Source organism: Paenibacillus sp. DP01 (assembly GCF_044784315.1).
GTDB classification, from domain to species: Bacteria; Bacillota; Bacilli; order Paenibacillales; family Paenibacillaceae; genus Paenibacillus; species Paenibacillus polymyxa.
Genome location: NZ_CP173059.1, coordinates 1,431,320 through 1,452,440, shown reverse-complemented (window position 1 = coordinate 1,452,440; position 21,121 = coordinate 1,431,320). Strand labels below are relative to the sequence as shown.

The 21,121-nt window shown below is 47.4% G+C and carries 16 protein-coding genes and 1 riboswitch; of the genes, 1 reads left to right on the top strand and 15 read right to left on the bottom strand.

The features are described 5' to 3' along the window. Positions 1–7 precede the first annotated feature (7 nt). The 11 genes from ACH59B_RS06150 to ACH59B_RS06100 all read right to left on the bottom strand — a co-directional run bounded on the left by ACH59B_RS06150 (position 8) and on the right by ACH59B_RS06100 (position 12,277). On the bottom strand, positions 8–1,348 hold the full coding sequence (locus tag ACH59B_RS06150) for a UDP-glucose/GDP-mannose dehydrogenase family protein (protein WP_045244081.1): 1,341 nt from the start codon (positions 1,346–1,348) through the stop codon (positions 8–10). 52 nt (positions 1,349–1,400) lie between these two features. After that, positions 1,401–2,213, bottom strand: coding sequence for a WecB/TagA/CpsF family glycosyltransferase (locus tag ACH59B_RS06145; RefSeq protein ID WP_045244082.1), 813 nt, complete (start codon positions 2,211–2,213; stop codon positions 1,401–1,403). Beyond that, positions 2,188–3,429, bottom strand: coding sequence for a glycosyltransferase family 4 protein (locus ACH59B_RS06140; RefSeq protein WP_045244083.1), 1,242 nt, complete (start codon positions 3,427–3,429; stop codon positions 2,188–2,190). The genes ACH59B_RS06145 and ACH59B_RS06140 overlap by 26 nt, the downstream gene beginning before the upstream one ends. After that, positions 3,426–4,640 (bottom strand): glycosyltransferase family 4 protein, encoded by a 1,215-nt coding sequence (locus tag ACH59B_RS06135; RefSeq protein ID WP_045244084.1) that lies wholly within the window; start codon positions 4,638–4,640, stop codon positions 3,426–3,428. The genes ACH59B_RS06140 and ACH59B_RS06135 overlap by 4 nt, the downstream gene beginning before the upstream one ends. Before the next feature lie 743 nt (positions 4,641–5,383). Next, positions 5,384–6,652: a zf-TFIIB domain-containing protein gene (locus ACH59B_RS06130; RefSeq protein ID WP_123796886.1), complete on the bottom strand. Its 1,269-nt coding sequence runs from the start codon at positions 6,650–6,652 to the stop codon at positions 5,384–5,386. Continuing rightward, positions 6,639–7,982 carry a flippase gene (locus tag ACH59B_RS06125; protein ID WP_318301130.1) on the bottom strand — a complete coding sequence of 448 codons (1,344 nt, stop codon included), beginning with the start codon at positions 7,980–7,982 and terminating at the stop codon, positions 6,639–6,641. Before ACH59B_RS06125 ends, ACH59B_RS06130 begins: the two co-directional genes overlap by 14 nt. 122 nt (positions 7,983–8,104) lie before the next feature. Beyond that, complete coding sequence (gene gmd, locus ACH59B_RS06120) at positions 8,105–9,094, bottom strand: GDP-mannose 4,6-dehydratase (protein ID WP_016821239.1); 990 nt, start codon at positions 9,092–9,094, stop codon at positions 8,105–8,107. 20 nt (positions 9,095–9,114) lie between these two features. Next, positions 9,115–10,053 carry a GDP-L-fucose synthase gene (locus tag ACH59B_RS06115; RefSeq protein WP_318300975.1) on the bottom strand — a complete coding sequence of 313 codons (939 nt, stop codon included), beginning with the start codon at positions 10,051–10,053 and terminating at the stop codon, positions 9,115–9,117. A gap of 34 nt (positions 10,054–10,087) precedes the next feature. Next, positions 10,088–10,786 (bottom strand): sugar transferase, encoded by a 699-nt coding sequence (locus tag ACH59B_RS06110; RefSeq protein WP_318300974.1) that lies wholly within the window; start codon positions 10,784–10,786, stop codon positions 10,088–10,090. A gap of 83 nt (positions 10,787–10,869) precedes the next feature. Beyond that, positions 10,870–11,547 (bottom strand): CpsD/CapB family tyrosine-protein kinase, encoded by a 678-nt coding sequence (locus ACH59B_RS06105; RefSeq protein ID WP_016821242.1) that lies wholly within the window; start codon positions 11,545–11,547, stop codon positions 10,870–10,872. Further along, positions 11,528–12,277: a YveK family protein gene (locus ACH59B_RS06100; RefSeq protein WP_016821243.1), complete on the bottom strand. Its 750-nt coding sequence runs from the start codon at positions 12,275–12,277 to the stop codon at positions 11,528–11,530. Before ACH59B_RS06100 ends, ACH59B_RS06105 begins: the two co-directional genes overlap by 20 nt. A gap of 328 nt (positions 12,278–12,605) precedes the next feature. Between ACH59B_RS06100 and ACH59B_RS06095 the strand changes: the two genes are divergently transcribed. Then, positions 12,606–12,974 carry a helix-turn-helix domain-containing protein gene (locus tag ACH59B_RS06095; RefSeq protein ID WP_016821244.1) on the top strand — a complete coding sequence of 123 codons (369 nt, stop codon included), beginning with the start codon at positions 12,606–12,608 and terminating at the stop codon, positions 12,972–12,974. Between the two features lie 546 nt (positions 12,975–13,520). On the opposite strand, the gene ACH59B_RS06090 is transcribed toward ACH59B_RS06095, so the two are convergent. The 4 genes from ACH59B_RS06090 to ACH59B_RS06075 form a co-directional block, all read right to left on the bottom strand. Continuing rightward, positions 13,521–15,815, bottom strand: a complete 2,295-nt coding sequence (locus tag ACH59B_RS06090) for a hypothetical protein (protein ID WP_193190780.1) — start codon at positions 15,813–15,815, stop codon at positions 13,521–13,523. Between the two features lie 48 nt (positions 15,816–15,863). After that, positions 15,864–17,465 (bottom strand): glycosyl hydrolase, encoded by a 1,602-nt coding sequence (locus tag ACH59B_RS06085; protein ID WP_025364261.1) that lies wholly within the window; start codon positions 17,463–17,465, stop codon positions 15,864–15,866. A 13-nt stretch (positions 17,466–17,478) separates the two neighbouring features. Continuing rightward, positions 17,479–17,560: riboswitch (cyclic di-GMP riboswitch) on the bottom strand. 155 nt (positions 17,561–17,715) lie between these two features. Next, a complete protein-coding gene (locus ACH59B_RS06080; protein WP_016821248.1) occupies positions 17,716–19,092 on the bottom strand; it encodes a sugar phosphate nucleotidyltransferase in 1,377 nt (458 codons plus the stop codon). A 700-nt stretch (positions 19,093–19,792) separates the two neighbouring features. Next, positions 19,793–21,121, bottom strand: a complete 1,329-nt coding sequence (locus ACH59B_RS06075) for a UDP-glucose/GDP-mannose dehydrogenase family protein (RefSeq protein ID WP_153794517.1) — start codon at positions 21,119–21,121, stop codon at positions 19,793–19,795.

The following is a 21,121-nucleotide window of genomic DNA, read 5'->3' as shown; positions in this document are numbered from 1 at the left end:
CCTCCCTTTACGGATTCACTACAGACTGATGACGATCTATATCCAGATTGTTCATCTGTGGCCTGCCGACAGAATAGTATGCAAAGGCAGATTGTCTGATTTGTTCTTCGCTGTACACATTGCGCCCGTCAATCATAATGGGATACTTCATCAGCTCGTTCAGCTCACCCAGTCCGACCTCACCAAACTCCTCCCATTCCGTCAAGAGACATAATGCATCGCATCCTTCTGCTGCTTCTCGTGCGCTATCGGCCCACTTTATTTCCGAGCTGTCCAGTAATCGGCGGAAGTTAGCGGTAGCGATCGGGTCATATGCACGAATGTGTGCCCCTGCCTCCAGCAGCGACTGTATGATATCCAGCGCCGGGGCATCTCTTACGTCATCTGTATTTGGTTTAAAGGCCAGCCCCCATATGCCAATCGTAGCCCCTTCCAGCTCACCCAGTGCCTCTTTCAGCTTGCGAATCACGTTAAAACGTTGTCCCTGATTCACCTCTACCACGGATTTCAGCAGCTTAAATTCATAATCCACGTTGCCTGCAATTTGAATTAAAGCCTGCGTATCCTTGGGAAAACACGAACCACCATAGCCGATACCAGCAGACAAAAAGGAGGAACCGATCCGCTGATCCAGTCCCATACCGTGTGCCACGCGTGTAACGTCTGCACCCACCTTTTCACAAATATTCGCAATCTCATTAATGAACGAAATTTTGGTCGCCAAAAAAGCATTCGACGCATACTTAATCATCTCGGCCGAATGGATATCCGTGGTTAAAATATTCGTTGTCAGCGGCTCATGCAGAGTAGTTAGCACTGCGGATACATGCGGATCGGAAGCTCCAATGACGATTCGATCAGGCTGTAGGGTGTCCATGACCGCCGAGCCTTCTCGTAAAAATTCAGGAACCGAAGCGACACCAAAAGGATAGTTCGTGCGGCTAGCGATCCAATTTTGAATACGCTCGTTCGTTCCGACAGGCACCGTGCTTTTGGTAACTATGATCTTGTAGCCATTCATGGCAGCTGCCACCTCGCACGCTGCTTCTTCAATATAAGACAAGTTGGCTTCGCCGCTCGGCAATGAAGGCGTACCCACCGCCAAAATAACAATTTCAGCTGCCTGCACTGAAGCTGCGGTATCTGTTGTAAAGCTTAGCCGGCCCTGCTCGACATTATCTTTAATTAGAGCCTTTAAGCCTGGTTCATAAATCGGTACTCCGCCTGCACGTAGCTGACGAATTTTGTCTTCATTCTGATCGATACAGACGACGTTATTGCCAAGCGCGGCAAAACAGACCCCTGACACCAGTCCGACATACCCGGCACCTATAACACATAGTTTCAAACCAATTCCCCCTTTTACATGCTGTCTCATTTCACTGTACTTTTGCCCTGCTTCACTTCTCTACGCCTCTCCCTGTATGCCGATTATGATAGAGCGTGAGCCTTTTATTATGCCGATAGGATTTGAGAAAACGATAGATATACATTGGATTGTTATAGGCATACCTCTTCCATAAACGCTTTGGCTCACAGAGCAGACGGTACAGCCACTCCAGTCCCAACCTTTGTATCATTAGCGGCGGTCTGCGAACCTTGCCTGTAATATAGTCAAAGGCAGCCCCTACTCCAACCATCACGCCACGGATACGATCCTTGTTGCGATGCATCCAGATTTCCTGCTTCGGACAGCCCAGACTGACGAATATGAGATGCGCACCTGAAGCATTGATTTCCTCAATGATCCGCTTCTCCTCCTCTGGCTGAAGTTCACGAAATGGCGGTGAAAAGCTGCCCGCGATACGAATTCCAGGGTAATCCTGTCCTACCCTGTCTTTTAAGCTATCCAGCGTATCCGGCGTACTGCCGTAAAAATATACGCTCACCTCCGTTTGTGGCGCACGTTCGCACAACTTGAGCATCAAACTGGGACCATCTACTCGATCCTGACGCTCGAACCCGTACAGCTTGAGTGCCCATACCAGTGGCATACCGTCTGGAGTACACAAATCAGCCTGAGTGAGCGCTTCGTGGAACTCGAGATGATTCCCGGCTGTGACAATGGAATGGGTGTTGCAAATACATACATAGCTGTCCTTTCGTCCGACTGCCCATTGTTCCAGCGTATGTACCGTCTCCTGAAACGTCAGCGCTGCAACATCTGTGCTCGCAATCCTTCCGACTCTATACTGGGGCAGCTGCTTCATCATCACATTCCTCCATGGCCTCGCTATATATCGCCAGCAGTTGCTTCACATTCACTTCTTCCGTATAGTGTGCTGCATAGTTTTCCGCCACCTTCTGTCTCATAGCTGCATAGTTCTCATAGGCTACTGCACGGCGAATCACGGTCTTTATATTTTCCAGATCATCATGTTGAAAATGGAAACCCGTCACTCCGTCCTCCACGATTTCCTCCAATGCGCCGATTCGGCTGCACAATACCGGCGTTCCCACGGAATAGGACTCTACAATCGTCATCGGAAAACCTTCATACCAAATGGAAGGCACCATCACATACATGGCTCGGCTCATACAATCCAGCACCGTGTCTCCATCCTGCTTGCCGAGAAACCGAATGTCTTCCTGCGAATAAGCAGCAGCCAGTTCAGCCTTTTGCGGACCATCGCCAATGATGACCAGTCTCAATCCACCTCGATCTTCCAGCTGTGACCAGGCTTGCAACAGATTGCGAACCCCTTTTTCAGCTGAAATCCGGCCCACGAACAACAAATAACGATCATTGGGGTCATACTTGGCTTTGACTGTTTGATGATGGATAAAATTCGGTTTTACTGCGATGCGATCCAGCGGAATGCCGCTTTCAGCAAATTTGTCCCGTGCAAACTCCGTCAGCGCAATATAGCGACTTACCTTGTGCTGCCATGTGCCGATCAGCTCATTGAACTTAATCATCGCCGCCACCGGAATCGTCTGCAGCTGTGAGCCTCGGTAACATCCATGACGGATGGAGTGCAGCAGCGTGCCGTGCAGGCATTTTTCACAAACTTCATTCCCTCGCATAAAAGTTGCCGCCGGACAAATCAGCCTGTAATTATGCAGTGTCTGGACAACCGGAACCCCCAGCCGTTCACAGGCATGATAGACCGATGGGGATATGACCGGGAAAAAATTATGCACATGTACCACATCCGGTTTCACTCGCAAAAGCAGCTCTTTGATTCTTTTGAATTCTGGGAAGGACCAGGCTGCCTCTACCGCCAGCTTTGCCATGTTGGCCAATCCTTTGCTTTGAATGCTGTCGTTATGCACATAGTAATGCTCCGTCTCTATTCCTCTGGAACGCAGCATAGCCGATTCCTGCTCGACAACCTTGTCTTCTCCCCCACTTTGCTGGTAAAAGTTATGGATGATCAGTACTTTGCTTACAGGCGGGGTCATTCGTCTGCTAACCTGTTGACTCACGTGGCCGCCCCACTTTCCTGTGTTGATTGCATAGCGTGATTGGAGCTTATGGGTTTGATCCGCTGCTGGCTTATGATTTCATCCGCAATCCGATCCCACGACATACGCTCGAGCGTAAGAAACGCTTTCTCGGCCAGACTTCGTCTAAGCCCAGCATCATCCAGCAATGTGCCTATACGACCAGCCCATTCCTCCTCCGAAAAGCTTCTCAGCATCACTCCGCTCACTCCGTCCTCAATCAAGGTAACCGAGCCACCGTTCATCGAAGAAATAATCGGGACACGGAACAGCATGCTTTCCAGCAGCACCATGCCAAAAATATCGTATTGGGTCGGAAACAGCATCACATCCGCTGCTCCGTAAATCTGCCACAGATGACGTTGCTCCACTCTTGGAAAATGTATAATACTATCCGTCAACCCCAGTTGCTCAGCATAAGCCCAATAACGATCCGTATCTATCTTTCGTCCATCCCCAACCATTAACAAAAGGCAGCCGGGATGCTTTTGGAGTACTCTTTTGAACGTATTCAGCATAAAACGTATATTTCTCCGTTCCTCCAGCACACCGACATACAGCAACACCGGGCGATTACCGATCCGACGCAGTTCATTCGCAACCTCACGGTTTTCCTCACGCTCTCCGCTTTGGTCGTCACTGTTGAATCCTTTCTCTACATTGCTGCGGTCCAGTCCGACCCCAATCGTTATCACGTTGTCAAAGCCTTTATTCTCCAGATAGCGCTTGGCAAGATCGGATTTGACATAGGTTCGGCGTAGAGACTTTGTCACCTTAGGCAGCAGCATAACATCGTACAGTTTGCGGATCAGCGCATGCGTATTATCCCGGTATGGACCGTGATACAGCGCCAGCTTATCGGGACATTTGCGGGAAAGCAGGTAGGTCATGATCTGGTTGTATTCTGTAGTAATAACCAGATCATAAGCTGCCAGAAAAGAATCTTTGAGAACATCTCTGTAGATGCTGTTGCTTAAAAACTTGAAACCGTGCAGCCAGATAATGCGCAAGGTGCAGCCTGCGTGACGATAGACTTGTTCCAGATGGGTCTCCTTACGATCGTTGTAGTAAACAATATCGCAATCGTAACCTTTACGGACGAGCGCTTTGCCCAAGCCGACTTCCTGCAAATTGTATGAGGCTCCATTCACCTTGCTGGCAAAGTTGCGAAGATACAATATTTTTGGAATCATCATCAGTACTCCTGCCATTTCATATTGGGTGAGTTATGGCACGCGGGGGTTAGAGTCCGCTACGCGGATGGATCATTCTTCCGATCGCTGTTATCCCCGGATTTCATCTGATTTATATAAACCCTTTAAAGGGTAAAATCCGGGGATAAAGGCGAACGCTATCGCTTCTTCAGAACGATTCCATCCACTCCGCTGCTGACCGCCGTTTCCATAAAGTCACCCCATCTTAAAAAAGGGAATGCTGTGCATGAAGTGCCATCGCTGCGGATATACGCGTGCGAATGCATGCAGGGCGTTGACTTCGTCAAACGACTTGTAAGCTTGGCACGTTATGGCACGCTCACAAGCAAGCATGGCTATACTACTGCTAGGCTGACCAAGATGCCCTAACTAGGCTTGATTTTGCATGCCGTAAGCACTTATTCATCAAACTCTTTCAGCTTGAGAGAGGACTATACAGAGCATTAATACACCGGCATACATGCCCGGCGTGAAGTTCGCTGCGATAGGGCGAAGCTATTGCCAGGCGGCTCTTACCCTCCCCCACCTTATAGGCTGGGGGAAAATCTTTTTTGGCGGCGGTGGGTAGCGGAGGGTAAGGATTTGAAGCTGGAGAATCGTCAGCGTTCGCCTCAAAGCTTTCCGAAGGAAAGCTCGCTTCGAAAGCATATTCCCCGTGGGATTCCGCTCTCTATAGGGCTTTATTCAACCTAAGGAATCCCTCGTCAACAGCGATCGGAAGATCAAATCCTTCCCGTAGCGGCCTTTCCCCTCCAACTTGAATGTTCCCCCTGCCGTTGTCTTTCCTCCATCATCTGCATATTAAAATGGTCTGCCCCTTTAAGCTGGGCGGCTGCCATATCCGCCACCAAGCTCACGCTCGATTCCATCGGTACAAAGCGATATTTGTAGGCTGTAAGCCGATGATCCGTTTCGTGAAATAAAATGTCCTGGGCATAATTTCCCCATCGGTCTTTAGGCATCAAATCAATCGTCATACCTGCATGTGCAGAAGGCAGCAGCATATTGGAGCCATGAATACCAATGACTAATCGGCTGGCTGCGTATACCTCGCATACCCGCTTTTCACTATCCCGATCGAAGCGTGAGACGCGCTCGTCAGCAATCCATGCTGGGAAGCTTCCCGTGCGCCCAAGTCCCGCAACTGTAAAGCAATGATCAGGGAAGCTTTCTCTCAGTCTGCGGAATAGTCCAATGATTTTGCTGCGTTGATGATAAATTAGCGGTTTTAGGCCACGTTTGAGTTGTGGAAATTTTTGCACTGCTCTGGCAATATGATGGCTGCCGCTCCACAAGCGGTCTTCCCTCCATACAAAGGTAATGCGTGGGTCCGACTCACGTTCCTCGTCATAACGAGTGACACCTGTAAATTGCTCAATTTCAAACTGGCTGGGATGTGAATATGCCGGGCTGACATACACCTCATCAAAACGTATCAATTCCTCAATCATCCGATGATGTAGCAGAGGATAAAAGTTTCGCGCCTTGTTGAACGGGACATCGACCGTCCAAATTTCAGACACATATGCCGGCACCATCCACTCCAGCGATTTTTGCACAATAACGATGATCCCCATTTCCGGTGATTGCTCGTATTCGCGCTGAACATTCAGCAGCTTGAGCAACGCATGACCATATAAATAATCTATAGTGTTGATGATGATCACCCGCGAAGAAGCTTTCATTTTATGCACGGTCATACCAACTGCCAAATCATAGGATGGATTCATCAACGATTGCCGCAGAGGCTCTCCGAGCCATTTTCTTGACTTCGCATTACCGGTCAGGATATAGTCAGGCATTTCTACACGATAAGGTGAATACGTCGCATGACCAACCCTCATGTCCTCGAGATATTCACGTCCGCAACCCTCACACTTAGTACTGACACATACGTGGATTCCCTGCCACAGCACCTCTCCAGCACGTAACGTGTCTCCACAATGCGGGCACTGTTCCTCATGCCGAACAAATGGTTTAATCGGTATCATGATTGTTCTCTCCAACTCTCGGTACTGTAATATGAACATGCCAGAAGGTCAGGATTGACTTCATCATCCAACCCAAATTGGCTTTGACTTCCTTAAACAACAAATCCAATAGAAATACAGATATCGTAAAGGACAAAATCGTCGCCACTAAAGACCCTCGGACACCAAGCCATGGGATCAGCGCGTAATTGAAAGCTATATTCGTAACCGCACCTATTATCGAGGTCAGCAGCGTGTATTTGAACAAATTTTCATTGGTGATAAACAAGCTTTTGGCGACACTAAAGTTGGTGAAAAATAGACGAATCGCAAACAGTGACAACAGCGAGCCTGCTTCAGCAAACTCTCTCCCATACAGCACAACGACTACCCATTGGGATAGAAAAAATAAGGGGACTGAGGTCACAAGAAAGCATATAAACATCAGCCGATACACGTTAGATAACGTCCGTCTGTATTCGTCGCTTCCTTTCTGCTTGGAACGCGTCACCACCGGGGCATAAGCTGTCGTTAGCACGACCGGGATAAAGCCCAACACCTCGATGAGTCGGAGTGCAACGGAGTATTGCCCGACAGCCTCGTTTCCCAACAATTCTCCGATAATGACCTGATCAATTCGTGCCTGTACATATACAGCAGAGGAGGACAAAATAAGCGGCCAGCTGTGATCCATGATTCGCCGAGCAGTTGCGATGCGGAACGTCCACTTGTTCACACGCCGCCCTTCCTTATGGAAGAAATACAGCAGTAGCAGGCTTCCCAGCAGAAACTCTCCATGAGCACACAACGCCACTGCCCAAACTGGAATACCGGACAATAATAGAATGATTTTGACGGTGGAACCGAGGACAAAGGCGGTATTCTTGGCAACAACCGTATATTTGGACAACATCTGCGCACGGAACCAGTAGTCGATAATATCAAACAACTGAAATACCGAGGCCGTAGCCAGGATCAGATTGATTAGCCGTACTGAACTGTCTTCCGGTCTGAGCAGTGAAATAAAGGAATAAGACAGTACAATCGCTACCAGAGTACCTAACAACTTCAACAGAACTGCCGTACCCAATAGCTCGTGCTCATCTTTGGGGTGTTTGACAAGATCGCGTACTAATATAGAATCAAAGCCAAGGGTCGTGAAAATCAGGAACATCCCGAAAAAGGATTCCGCATAATTCCATTTTCCCAGTTCCTCTGGTCCCAACACTCTCGCCATGATGATACTGACTGCCAGCCCGAACACCATGCGAATCATTTTGTCACCGAACAGCCAGGAGGTATTCACCAGCAAGCTTCTGCGCGGTTTGGCACGTTTCTTGACTAATGTCATAGGTTCTACTCCATCTTGAAAAATGACCTTAAACATTGCTTTATGATCTGTTGATCTGTCATACAGCTGAAATCATGTACAACGAAGAGACCCCCCGGCCAGGCGGGCGGCCTCTCCACCTCTTACACGACGACAGAAGCTTCAACTGCAGCCTGCCTTTTTACACGCTCCAAGTCTGCATCCACCATCATACGAACGAGCTGGTCGAAGCCGACTTCCAATCGCCAGCCCAGCTTTTCTTTCGCCTTGGCACAATCGCCAAGCAATAGATCTACCTCTGCCGGTCGAACAAATTGCGGATCAATCACCACATAATCCTCGTAATTTAAACCTGCATGAGAAAAAGCAATTTGCAGCAGTTCACGCACAGAATGCATTTCTCCTGTAGAAATCACGTAATCATCTGGTCGATCCTGCTGAAGCATCAGCCACATCGCCTTTACATAATCCCCTGCAAAACCCCAGTCTCGCAGTGAATCCAAATTCCCCATGCGCAGTTCCTGCTGCAATCCCAGCTTGATACGAGCTACTGCATCCGACACTTTGCGTGTTACAAACTCCAGCCCTCGGCGAGGTGATTCGTGATTGAACAAAATACCGGAGCAAGCAAACATATCAAAGCTTTCGCGGTAGTTGACTGTAATCCAATGGCCGTACACCTTGGCTACACCATAAGGACTACGTGGGTAAAATGGGGTCGTTTCTGTCTGCGGCGTCTCCAGTACCTTACCGAACATCTCGCTGCTTGAAGCCTGATAAAAGCGTGCATCCGGCTTGGCAATTCGAACCGCCTCCAGCATATTGGTAACAGATAATGCTGTGATTTGCCCTGTAGCCAAGGGCTGCGGCCATGAGGCCGCTACAAAGGATTGAGCAGCCAAGTTATAGACCTCATCCGGGTCGGACTGACGGACGGCTTCGATCAGTGAAGCCAGATCGGTCATATCACCGGAAAGCCAGTGAATGTCATTCTGGATATGCGCTACATTTTCAAAGTTCGGCGTGCTGGTTCGTCTGCGCACCCCGTACACCTCATAATCCTTGGACAGCAGCAACTCAGCCAGATAAGACCCGTCTTGTCCGGTAATCCCAGTGATCAGCGCTTTTTTCATTCCAATTCCCCCACCGTTATTTATTGTTCAACCAGATCCAGACCTTGAAACGCCTGGTATACAGACCTTAATCCTTCTTCTAGTGAAATACGCGCCGACCAGCCCAGCCCGGAAATCCGGGATACATCTACCAACTTACGCGGCGTTCCGTCAGGAACGGATGTATTAAAAGTAATTTCGCCCTCATAGCCGATTACATTCTTGACTCGTTCAGCCAGCTCACGGATGGAAATATCCTCACCCACACCGATATTTACAATCTCATTTCCCTCATAGTTATTCATCAGAAATAGACAAGCATCAGCCAAATCATCCGAATGAAGAAATTCTCGCCGAGGCGTACCGGAGCCCCATACTTCTACAGTCGGAGATTGATTCAGCTTTGCCTCATGAAACTTGCGGATCAGCGCAGGCAGCACATGAGAGGTTTGGAGATCAAAATTGTCGCCCGGACCATATAAATTCGTAGGCATCACCGAAATAAAACGGGTTCCATACTGACGGTTGTAGGACTGACACATTGTAATCCCGGCAATTTTAGCAACCGCATAGGCCTCATTGGTAGGCTCAAGCTCACCTGTAAGCAGATATTCTTCTCGCAACGGCTGTGGAGCAAATTTGGGATAGATGCAGGTAGAGCCTAGAAATAACAGCTTGCTTACATTCTTCCGGTATGCCGCATCAATCACATTTGTTTGTATAAGCAAATTGTCACGGATAAAATCGGCCGGATATTCGTTATTTGCCAAAATCCCGCCCACCTTGGCTGCTGCCAGAAATACATAATCCACGGGCTCTGTATCAAAAAAATGATCTACGGCCTCTTTATTGCGCAGATCCAGCTCACGGCTTGTGCGAGTAATAATATGACGATATCCCGCTTTCTGAAGCGCTCGGACAATAGCGGAACCCACCAGTCCATTGTGCCCTGCCACATAAATGTTGGAATGAAGCTCCATCCTTCTCTCCTACCCCTCTTTATTAAAATTGACTTTAATAAGCATCCTTGGAGCCCAGCAGCACACGAAATGTTTTCAGCATGATGATCATATCCGTGCGGAAACTGCATCTAGATATGTACTCCAAATCCAGTTCTACCATCTGGTCAAAGCTTAGATGATTGCGACCGCTGATCTGCCATAGTCCGGTGCAGCCCGGTGTAACCGTCAGACGCAGCTTATCCCTCATGGTGTAATCATGGACTTCTCTTGGCAATGGGGGTCTGGGTCCTACAAGGCTCATATGCCCACGCAGTACATTGAAGAGTTGCGGTAGTTCGTCGATGCTCGTTCTGCGAAGAAAGCGACCCACACGGGTAATTCGGGGATCGTCCCGCATTTTGAACATCGCACCCTCAATTTCATTTTCCACCAGCAATGCAGACAATCTGGCTTCGGCATCAGACACCATGGAACGAAATTTGATCATGCGAAACGGTCGCTCATGTTTACCAATACGTATTTGATAAAATAATGCACTTCCTTTGGGGTCCTCCAGCTTGATCAACAAAATGACGAGCAGAAATACCGGGCACAGTACGATGATTCCAATAAAAGACAGTATAATGTCCATACTTCGCTTCACGAACGGATATACGCTCCATCCTTGTCGTCGTTCAAGCCCATGAGCGACCGAATATACATCTACTGACGCGCCCAGCACTTTGGCCTCGTTCGAGCGGGAAGAAGACACGTCTCATCACCTCACTCCTTATTGATAAATATTATATATTCATTGTTAAGAGAATTTTATATACTTTTATTTTCCCCGATTTTTCATGTCAGATTGCGTTCCTCCATACCACGCTCGGCGCGGCGCTTCACGTTATTGAGCACTACACCTAGAATGCGCGCCTTAACTCTTTCTAAATTTGCCTTCGCCTTCTTAACGACATCCTTTTTGACCTTCCCTGCCTGTACTACCAAAATGACACCATCACACATAGCACTTACAATGAGGCCATCCGGAAAAGGCAGCAGGGGTGGCGTATCCATCAGAATCACGTCATAATGTTCTTTTAGCTCAACTAGTAGAGCCTTCATTCTACGGGAACTGAGCATCTCGGACGGATTGGGTGGATTCGGTCCAGCTGTGATTGCATGCAGATGATCAATCCCGGTTTCCTGAACCACATCCTGCCATGTCTGTTGATTGGCAAGTACCCGTGTCAGCCCTGTATGATTGCGCAAACCAAACATATGATGCAAGGAGGACCGACGCAGATCCATATCCATAACCAGCACCTTTTTTCCCTCTTGCGCATAGGTTACAGCCAAATTGCTAATCGTGACTGTTCTGCCTTCACCCGCCTGAGCGGACGCCACCATCATCACCTCAATCGGCTCGTCTATAGAAGAAAACTGGATGTTAGTGCGAAGCATGCGGTACTCCTCCGACACGGAAGACTGAGCATGCAAGGATGTAACGAGCTGATTATTGATTAATCGCGGCATATTGTCCCTCACCTACCTGTTTAGGAGTTGTAGTAGAGCTGTCAGAGCGTCTATCTTCTTTTTTCATTTTTGTAATCAGGGATAGGGTAGGCAGGCCGAGTTCTTTTTCAATATCCTCCTCATTTTTAAATGTATCATCCAATACCTCCAGCAAAAACGCCAAGCCTATGCCCAGTAATAAAGAAATGGTAAAAGCAATAAAAATTTGTATGGCGGGATTATTGTTCACGGGAACTGCTGGGTCATTCAGACTGGCTTCGCTTAGGATGGTGACATTGTCCATTTTCATGATAGAGGGGATTTGCCGTTTAAATACTTTGGCTACCGCATTGACGGTTTTCACAGCCTTCGTATACGATAAGTCGCGGACTGTAACATCCATGACCTGTGAATCACCTGCGGTGTTTACTCTTAATTTTTGCGCCAAAGCTGACGGAGTAACCTTAAGATCGGGGAAGCTGGCGACCACCTGATCCATAATCGCCGAGGAGATCATAATTTGCTTATAGGAGTTCGTTAGAGCTATATTGGTTTGCACCACACTGTAATCGACGACACCTGCACGGTCCGGTCGTGGCGTCTGATTAATAATGAGCTTGGCGGTAGCTTCATAAACCTGCGGGGTAAAATATACATTTTTTATGCCTACTACAGTACACACCAGCAGTACAATGCTACCAATCAACCACATTCTTTTGCGGATCAAACGGATGTACTCTTTCAACTGCACAAGACCAGTCCTCCCTGCTTGACTTGTTTTCGATGAATAACGCTTGTACTGATCCTCTGCATGACGGGGAAAAGAACGATGCATGACCCTCTAATCTATAGTAAAATGTTGTATAATAGCGCATAGAGGGTCTAGCCAGCGAATAAGCACACAATGCTCAATCATCGTTGGCCTCTTAAGGGTATATAAATGAAGATATAAGTGAAAACTATGAAATAAGGATACGTTATGTAACTTACATAATTAATTTATGATACAAATTGTATCTTGTCAAGCGCAAAATTGCTTTTCTTACCTTTCTTAACCTTGCCTTCAGGAGGAAAAACAGATGAATTATGGAACCCGCATCGCTGAATTACGAGAACATAAGGGATTAAAACAAGAGGAATTAGCGCAATCCCTCGGAATTACGCGGGCGGCTCTTTCTCACTATGAAAAAAATAGACGCAAGCCAGACTTTGAGACCCTGACCAAGCTCGCTGATATTTTCGAGGTAACCATCGATTATTTGGTGGGACGTACGAGCCACCCGACAGCCATATTGGATTCAGATGTGAGGGAATTTGTGGATCAGCTTGAACTGTCAGACGAGGATATCCTGCAACGTTTTAACCTGACGATTGACGGACGCACCTTGTCTGAGGAAGAAGCCAAACGTTTTATCGCGTTTGTTCGAATGGAACGAATGATGGAATAAAGAAAGCGCCGCTGCTTGATGTTTGGCTTAAGTAGGACCAGCCACTGAAATTACACGCGCTTGTCCTTCTGGCACTTAGTTCTATCAGCGTCTCCCTCCATCCATTCTGGTGTCGTGATACCACATTGGAGCAAAATGTTCCGGATGTCCAAGTGGATGGCTGCTTTGCCTGCTTTCCGTGCGTTGTCTCGAAGAAGAGGGCCATTCCCCCCTAATTCTGTTTCCTTGTTCATTCAGCACTAACCTCACTTTATTAGTCTTGGTCGCCGGAAAGAAAGAGATTCCCTACAAACCATGTATGTATAGTCATGAACAAAACTATTATATATGAATACATACCTGCAATGTTGTCGTCTTATGACGAGAATATTAAAGGATTTTCTTATTTTTTTCTCCATTATACGTAAAGTATTGGCAATTCAGAACGATTTACAAATAAAAAAGAACCTGTCAGGTCCTATTTTCTCCTGATAGGTTCTTTTTTGCTTTCTTTCGGAATGGTGTTAGATATTCATTAGGTAAGGTCCTACATGCATTCCGGTGTAACTAAGCGACCTCGGCTGCCTGAGAAACCTGAGTACCTCCGGTCGCTCGGACTTTGTAGACGTAATGACTTCCAGCTTTTACAGTGCGGTCCGTATACGTGCTTCCTTCTACTTGCGAGGCAATCACCTGATAGGCACCATCTGTCCGATCAGCACGCAGCACATCATAGGAAGATATGCCTTCTGCTTGAAGCCAATTAATCTTTACCACCCCATCCTGAATAGAGGCTGCTTTCACCTCAGTTGGGGCAGAGGCCGTGGTTTGATCTGTACTTTTTAATTCCAAAATATATTGTACCGATTCGCCAGGGCCCAGCTTTTCTTCAAAATCAAGGGCAGGAGAAGCCTTCAGCCCTGATATGGAACGCTGCGCCTGACTGTAGGTGGAACCCGCCCCAAAACGTTCCCCCGTGTACAAGCCAGCTTTCGGCATCGTCACCCGTACACGAACGGTCTGCGTAGTGGATTCGAAATTCACTAGGTTCACCAGCAATTTGTTCGAGGTAGCGCCGCTACCTGCCAGCGGTTTAAGCTTGGACGTATCCACCGCGCGAACATAGACCATCTTGTCCTTGGTCTCCTCTGGATTCAACATTGTATAAGTCAGTGGTTTACCATGCGTGGCATAGGCTAGACTCAAGCGTCTCATAATCTTAACGCGAGTGTCCTGTCCTTGCCCAAACGGATAAATTTCCGTGTTAGCCGGGTTGTGACTTTGCAGATCAAAACCCGTTTTAAACAGTGTGTAATCCTTATAAAAAGCAGCGTGCTGGATAAACATATCGGCAAACCCGATTTGCGATCGCATAATCCGATCGAATGCAGCTGCTTGTGGCTGACTAGCCCCGTAATCAGGATTGTCTCGATGCGTATCGTTAGTACCGAACTCTGTGTTTAGCATCTTTTTCGCCAGTCCGTTGCTCGAACCACCGAAGGTTTTCAAATTCTGAACGAAGCTGCCCCCGCCCTCTTCATTATACGATTCACCGTAGGCGTGTCCGTTGGTCAGGTCGGTGACTTCCTCTAGCTGTTTACGCTGCGCTGGGTCCCGTTCCCATCCATCCGGATCACCGCATTTTTGCGTGCCTCCGGTTTGATTTTTGCACGCCTTGGTAGAGTATGTCGGCCAGTAGGCCCAGCCCGGCGCTACGGTTTTGAGATGCGGTGCCAATTGCTTGCCTTCCGTATTCAACCATTTAGCCACAGCCAGGTCTACCGCCTTGGAGCGATTAAACAATCCAGGTTCGTTATCTACTTCATAATATTGAAGGTATGAACCGTATTTTTTTACATAATCACGCAACTTTTGCTTGGCCGTCTCTGGCAGAGTACCATCTTTTTGTAGCTTAATATCACCTGTGTATAGATACAATGCAGACGATTGCATATTATACTGCTTTAACGTTTGATAGTAATCATCCACGTCTGTGCATGCCTTCCCTACATTACTGGCACAGGTTACCCTCATGACGTTGCCGCTATAGGCAATTCCCAGCCATTTGAGAACGTATGGTAGATGCTTAACTGCACCCTGATCATAATAAAATTCTTTATTATTCACATTCGTACCAGTCAGTATATATTTCCCATGTACCGGTTCGGCCGCAGGGGAAGCTAACGTCTCCAAGCTCAAGTCATCCCAAGTCCACCACACATTTTTATCTTCCGCAGAGGAGCAGTATAGGCAGCGCGCTGTCTTTAGCTTGAGTACGTTAACACCGCTTTGCAATTGTTCTTTGGGGATGTACAGCTCGTAGTTGTTTTTGAAATTATAGGTACTCCCAGTACCGGATACCCCGGCAATCTGAATGATTCCGGACAACTGATGATTTGAGAAGACAGCCATCTGCGGCACAGCTTTGCCCGCATCCAAAATCCGAACACGGAATATCATACCATTGGGAGGAACCTGATTCAGCTTATATTGAAGTGTTAGTTCTGGATTCGTGGATGCATTCAAACCGGGAGGAATATCTCCACTGCTGAGCAATACCGGAACTGTTGTACTCTCTGCTTCCGACAACGCCGAAAATGCTGCTTTAGCAGATGATTCGGAAGAAGCTGATGCTGCAGAAATATCGATATTATCCCTACCGACCACTCCTTTAAATTCCGCTGAGGAGTCATCCCTCTGACCCAGCTTCCATACTGGACTGGCCGCCGCTACCTTATCTGTCTGCAATTCTACACTTTTTGAAGGCGTGTATATAAACCAAGCGATCATGGCTAGAGTTGCGACCCCTAGTAATCCGGATAATACGACCGTATACCTATGGGTCAACCATTTTTTCATCATATGATACACCCTCTCTCCTCAAAATTTTTGACCGGGAAAGAGTATCTATCAAGGAAGAAACAAAGCGTTTCCGGGAACCACCGCTTTCGCTTCATGCTGACTTTCCCACATCAGACGTGCCATCGCATCGCCTTTTTCATCATAGTATTCCACTTTTAGATCTACCATTTTACCTGCTTCCAAAGCAATACTGCCTTTTCGCTCTGTCCAGCTTTGTTTGAACCAACTATCGATCACTAACTTGCCGTCTACCCATACACGAATACCATCATCGGATATGGTTGTGAACGTATAGGTCTCGCAGTATTGTGGCTTGATTTTACCCGTCCAGCGAACCGAGAACTGGTCGGCATTTACCTTTGGATCAGCAGCAATGGCGCGCCAGTTGTAGTCCAGCTTGCTGTCTGTACGGATCAAAACAGGACTGCCGCTCAAATTCATATTGTTGAAATATTCGCCCCGCAGCCCGTTCACATATACTACATCAGGAACGGAAGGAGGAGTCGGAGCTGGAGGAGCAATCACTACTGGTGGAGCTGGGAGAGGCTCACTTTGTCCCTCATCCGGTAAGGTCGGTACATCTGTTCCGGGTTGTTGGATGGCCTCCAGCCCATTTTTCACATCATCCCGTGTCAAACTCTTCGCATCGTTCATATAATCCTGTATTTGAGTGGTTGTGTTATTCTCGGTCAGCATCTTGCCCCAAGTCATGGAATACACCCATTTTGGCTGAGCCTGCAACACCTCAGAACTAGGTATCTCACCGTGCTCGCCAATGGCAATCGGCTTATTCCGTGCCAACTCGAGCAGTCCTTCATAATGACTTTGCTTAAAATCATTGTTGTAGATGTCTACTGCCAAAATATCCACTTTGTCATCCCCCGGATATTTTGGGGTATACGGGACAGTGTAGGAATTGGGAGCATTGGGACTCCACACCCACAGCAGATTGTTCAATTGATGCGTGTTAACAAAACGGTCGTACATGATATTCCATAGCTGATTGAAATTGTTTTTGTTTCCCCACCAGAACCAGTCACCATTCATTTCGTGGTAAGGTCTCCACAATACCGGAACCCCTGCATCACGAAGTTGCTTTAACGATACAGCGACCTTATCCAGATCGGCAATGAGGAGGTTATACTGCGTAGTGCCTGGCGTGACGTATTTATTGAACTCCGCCTGACTTACTTTGGCCTGCACATTGGCCCAAGTCAGCGGTCTACCCGGCAGCGCTTCATGAAAAGTCATCGTCACAATGCCACCTGCTCTGCTCCAACGAATAGCGCTATCGACGACATTTTTACGTTGTGCTGCTTCTGTAGCGTCAGATTGACCAGAGATGGCTCCCATCTCATAGCCGTGCAGACCCACATACGCCTGGCTGATTTTTTGGACCTTGTTGCTTAATTCATCTGGACTTTCCAAATAATCATGCTGACCAGTGACTGTTTTCTTTCCAGAGATGCTGAGTAAATAATTGTATAGTTCACGGGCCTGAGTACAAGCGTCCGAATTAACAGGTTGTAATGAAGCGGCATTCACCACAGACAGAGAATCACCAAATCCGACGGGAAACAAAGAAAAAATTATAACTACGGGGAGTACATGACGTATCAGTCGATACAGAGGAATAAAATTGAATCTCACTTTTGCTCTTCCTTTCGGTAGCCAGGCTGCCATCCTTACGGGAAGGCCCTTTAGCTTTGCGTACCTGCCTTTCGACAGGGCTGCGTTTATCGTTGGAAGGAGTTTGGATTCCTTCTTAACCTAAGTATCGACTTTTTTTTACCAAAATTTAATAGGTCATGTTCATGAATTTACAGGTTTTCGCCCAATTTCGACAGTTTGGGCTATAAATTTTCATCAAATCTTCTTTATTTCGTTTTTACGAAAACGATTATGAGATAAATTGATGACGGGCAATTTCATTCCAATCCATGCAAAAGCGTACAATATCCTCTTCAACCAACTCAGAGCCAGTCTGCACCTCTATAAAATCCACATCGGTTACAGCCAAAATACTATGCTTGGTTCCTTCAGGGATACGGACTACGTCACCGGCCTTCACTTTGTGCAGCTTCTCATTCAAAATAATTTCCGCTTCGCCGCTAATAATGGTCCAGATTTCGCTTCGTTTGAAGTGAAGCTGGTAGCTGATATTTTTACCTTTGTGTACGCGGATTCGTTTGGTCAGTACCTCATTACCCTCGTCATACTTTACATAGTCTACAACTCGATACTGCCCCCAACGACGTTCTTCATACATTGGACGCTGATCATGAGCCTTGAGCACTTCCTTGATGCGTGGGCTTTCTGCCTTATTGGTCACAAGAATACCATCTGGGCTAGCGGCTACAATCAGATCATTCGTTCCAATGATCGCTACCGGAATGTCCAGCTCATTAATAAGGCTTGTATTAACACAATCCTCCGTTACTACACCTCTGCCCACTTGCTGATTAGACATTTCTTCTGTGAGCGTATTCCAGGTGCCCAAATCCTTCCAAAAACCATCATAGGGAAGAACAACAATGTCTTTTTCCTTCTCGACTACTTCGTAGTCAAAGCTGATTTTTTCCAGAGACGCATATTGCTTTTGCATTTCTTCATAATTCAGCGGCAAACCCTTGGATGCCAGGATATCCAGCAAATAGCTTAATTTGAATGCAAAAACCCCGCAGTTCCATAGAGCATTGCGTTCAATCAGACGCTCCGCCTGCTCCCGGTCGGGTTTCTCTTGAAAATGGCTCACTTCGCGGTAGCCTGTGCTACCTTGAGTGGCATCGTTTTTCGGAATAATATAACCGTATTTCTCTGAAGGATAGGAAGGGACAACCCCGATTAATGCAAGCTTGCCTTCGCTCTCCTGAAGTGTATGTTCCAGTTGGGCAACGGAAGCAAAGAAAGCATCCTCTACATAAGGATCTACAGGCAATATAGCTATAATTTCATCAGGCGAAACACCCGCAATGGAATATAGATAAGTCGCTGTCAGCGCAATCGCAGGAAAGGTATCTCTGCGTTCCGGCTCAACTATGATGCGCGTATTCGGTCCGACCTGACTCTGGATCATTTCAACCTGCGCTCTCCCTGTCGCAATAAACGAGGATTCGGATAATCCGTTGTCTCCCAATTGTCTCCATACCCGCTGCACCATGGATTCCGAAATCCCTTCCGGGCTCTCCAGTACCTTCAAAAATTGTTTGGAACGGGAATCGTTGGATAACGGCCATAATCTTTTACCGGAACCACCAGACAAAAGTACGAGCTTCATAACTCTCCACTTCCTCTCTATTATGTGTGGGTGATCGTTCTGATGATGAGTTGCTACCCGCTACGGTATGGATTTGATCTTACGATCGCTGTTGCCGTGGGATTCTTCGGATTGTGTAAGACATTTATATGTAAGAATCCCACGTCAAAGGCGAACGCTCCGCTTCTCCAGATTCAAATCCATTCCTGCGCTACTCAAAAATGCATCATATCGATCATACCTTGTGGTGCAAAAGGCACGACCGGACATTATTAAGTCTGGTCAGCCTGTTAAAATCTCACACTTTCGGGGCTTGCAAGCTTCTAGTAATCGAGGTTTCGTAACGCCTTGCCAAGATTGCTGCGACAACCGCAATGGCGTCTTTGCTCTACAGGGGGCGCCGCGGTATAGCGCATGGCGCCTTAATCGGAAGGAGCGGCTTCAACTATGCCGCTCCTTCTGATACGCCCTTCTACTCCCATCCCATAAGGTGGGAGATTAAACATCGTGACTTGGTGCGGCAAAAGCAGCGGAGCGGGCAGAATTGTTCTGAAGAAGCGTCAGCGTTTGCCTTTATCCCCGGATTTTAACCTTTGAATGTTTAATACAATCCAGAAAATCCGGGGATAACAGCAATCGGAAGAACAATCTGCACGCGCAGCGCCTTCAGCGCCTCCCACACTGCCACAGCCACTTTTTATTCGGTCACTTCTGTCACTTTTTAAACTTCCACTTTATCTCTGTTCCATCCACTCATCCGCGGACGACCCACGGAGTAGTATTCCAGTCCAGAGCCTTGAATCTGTTCCTCGGTGAATACGTTACGACCGTCAATCAGAACTGGCTTGTGTAGAATAGAGCCCAGTTGCACGAGATCAACTTCTTTGAACTCTTCCCAATCCGTCAGCAGGCACACAGCATCGCTTCTTTCGGCGGCTTGCTGCGGGGAGGAGCACCATAAAATATTCGGGTGATCCACGCGCTCCTTGAATTTATCCATCGCAATGGGATCATACAGCTTGACAATAGCACCTGCCTGAATGAGCGTTTCTACGATTTCCAGTGCTGGAGCTTCGCGGATGTCATCTGTATTAGGCTTGAAGGCGAGGCCCCAAATGCCAATCGATACGCCGTTTAGCTGACCCAGCGATTCACGCAGCTTGGATACAATCATAAAGCGCTGGTCAGTGTTCACCTCGACCACCGATTTTAACAACTTAAATTCATAGTCTACATTACCCGCAATTTGGATGAGCGCATTCGTATCTTTCGGGAAGCAAGAGCCCCCGTATCCGATCCCTGCTTGCAGGAAAGAGGAACCGATCCGTTTGTCCATGCCCATACCTTCTGCCACACAGGTAACGTCCGCGCCAACCTTTTCGCAAATATTAGCAATCTCGTTAATAAACGAAATTTTAGTTGCCAAGAACGCATTGGAGGCATATTTGATCATTTCAGCACTGCGGATATCGGTCACATAGATTTTATCCGTGAATACCTGATGCAGAGTGACCATTGTTTCACGCAAACCTGTATTGTCCAAACCAATAATGATGCGATCTGGATGAAGCGTATCATTGATGGCTGAGCCTTCTCTCAGGAACTCCGGCGCGGATACAATATCAAAAGACAAACTCGTATGTCGAGCCACTACATCCTTAATCTTTTCGTTCGTTCCGACAGGTACGGTACTCTTGGTCATAATAATCTTGTACCCGTTCATGGCTTTGCCGACATCGGCAGCCGCCTGTTCAATGTAAGACAAATTCGCCTCGCCGTTAGCCAGTGAAGGCGTACCTACCGCTAAAATAACGATATCCGAGCGACGTACCGCATCGGCCAAATCGGAGGTAAACTCCAAACGGCCAGCTTCCAGATTCAACGCGATCAATTCCTCAATACCCGGTTCATAGATCGGAGATTCTGCCCGGTTCAACATGTCGATTTTGTACTGCTCCAGATCGACACAAATCACCTCATTACCTTTTTGCGCAAAACACACACCCGAGACGAGTCCAACGTATCCAGTACCGATTACAGCCAGCTTCAT

Excerpts from the sequence above, each read along its gene's own strand:
- ACH59B_RS06145 (WP_045244082.1), bottom strand. The coding sequence starts at position 2,213 with ATGATGAAGCAGCTGCCCCAGTATAGAGTCGGAAGGATTGCGAGCACA.
- ACH59B_RS06135 (WP_045244084.1), bottom strand. The coding sequence starts at position 4,640 with ATGATTCCAAAAATATTGTATCTTCGCAACTTTGCCAGCAAGGTGAAT.
- ACH59B_RS06130 (WP_123796886.1), bottom strand. The coding sequence starts at position 6,652 with ATGATACCGATTAAACCATTTGTTCGGCATGAGGAACAGTGCCCGCAT.
- ACH59B_RS06125 (WP_318301130.1), bottom strand. The coding sequence starts at position 7,982 with ATGACATTAGTCAAGAAACGTGCCAAACCGCGCAGAAGCTTGCTGGTG.
- gmd (WP_016821239.1), bottom strand. The coding sequence starts at position 9,094 with ATGAAAAAAGCGCTGATCACTGGGATTACCGGACAAGACGGGTCTTAT.
- ACH59B_RS06115 (WP_318300975.1), bottom strand. The coding sequence starts at position 10,053 with ATGGAGCTTCATTCCAACATTTATGTGGCAGGGCACAATGGACTGGTG.
- ACH59B_RS06105 (WP_016821242.1), bottom strand. The coding sequence starts at position 11,547 with ATGCCGCGATTAATCAATAATCAGCTCGTTACATCCTTGCATGCTCAG.
- ACH59B_RS06095 (WP_016821244.1), top strand. The coding sequence starts at position 12,606 with ATGAATTATGGAACCCGCATCGCTGAATTACGAGAACATAAGGGATTA.
- ACH59B_RS06090 (WP_193190780.1), bottom strand. The coding sequence starts at position 15,815 with ATGATGAAAAAATGGTTGACCCATAGGTATACGGTCGTATTATCCGGA.
- ACH59B_RS06080 (WP_016821248.1), bottom strand. The coding sequence starts at position 19,092 with ATGAAGCTCGTACTTTTGTCTGGTGGTTCCGGTAAAAGATTATGGCCG.
- ACH59B_RS06075 (WP_153794517.1), bottom strand. The coding sequence starts at position 21,121 with ATGAAGCTGGCTGTAATCGGTACTGGATACGTTGGACTCGTCTCGGGT.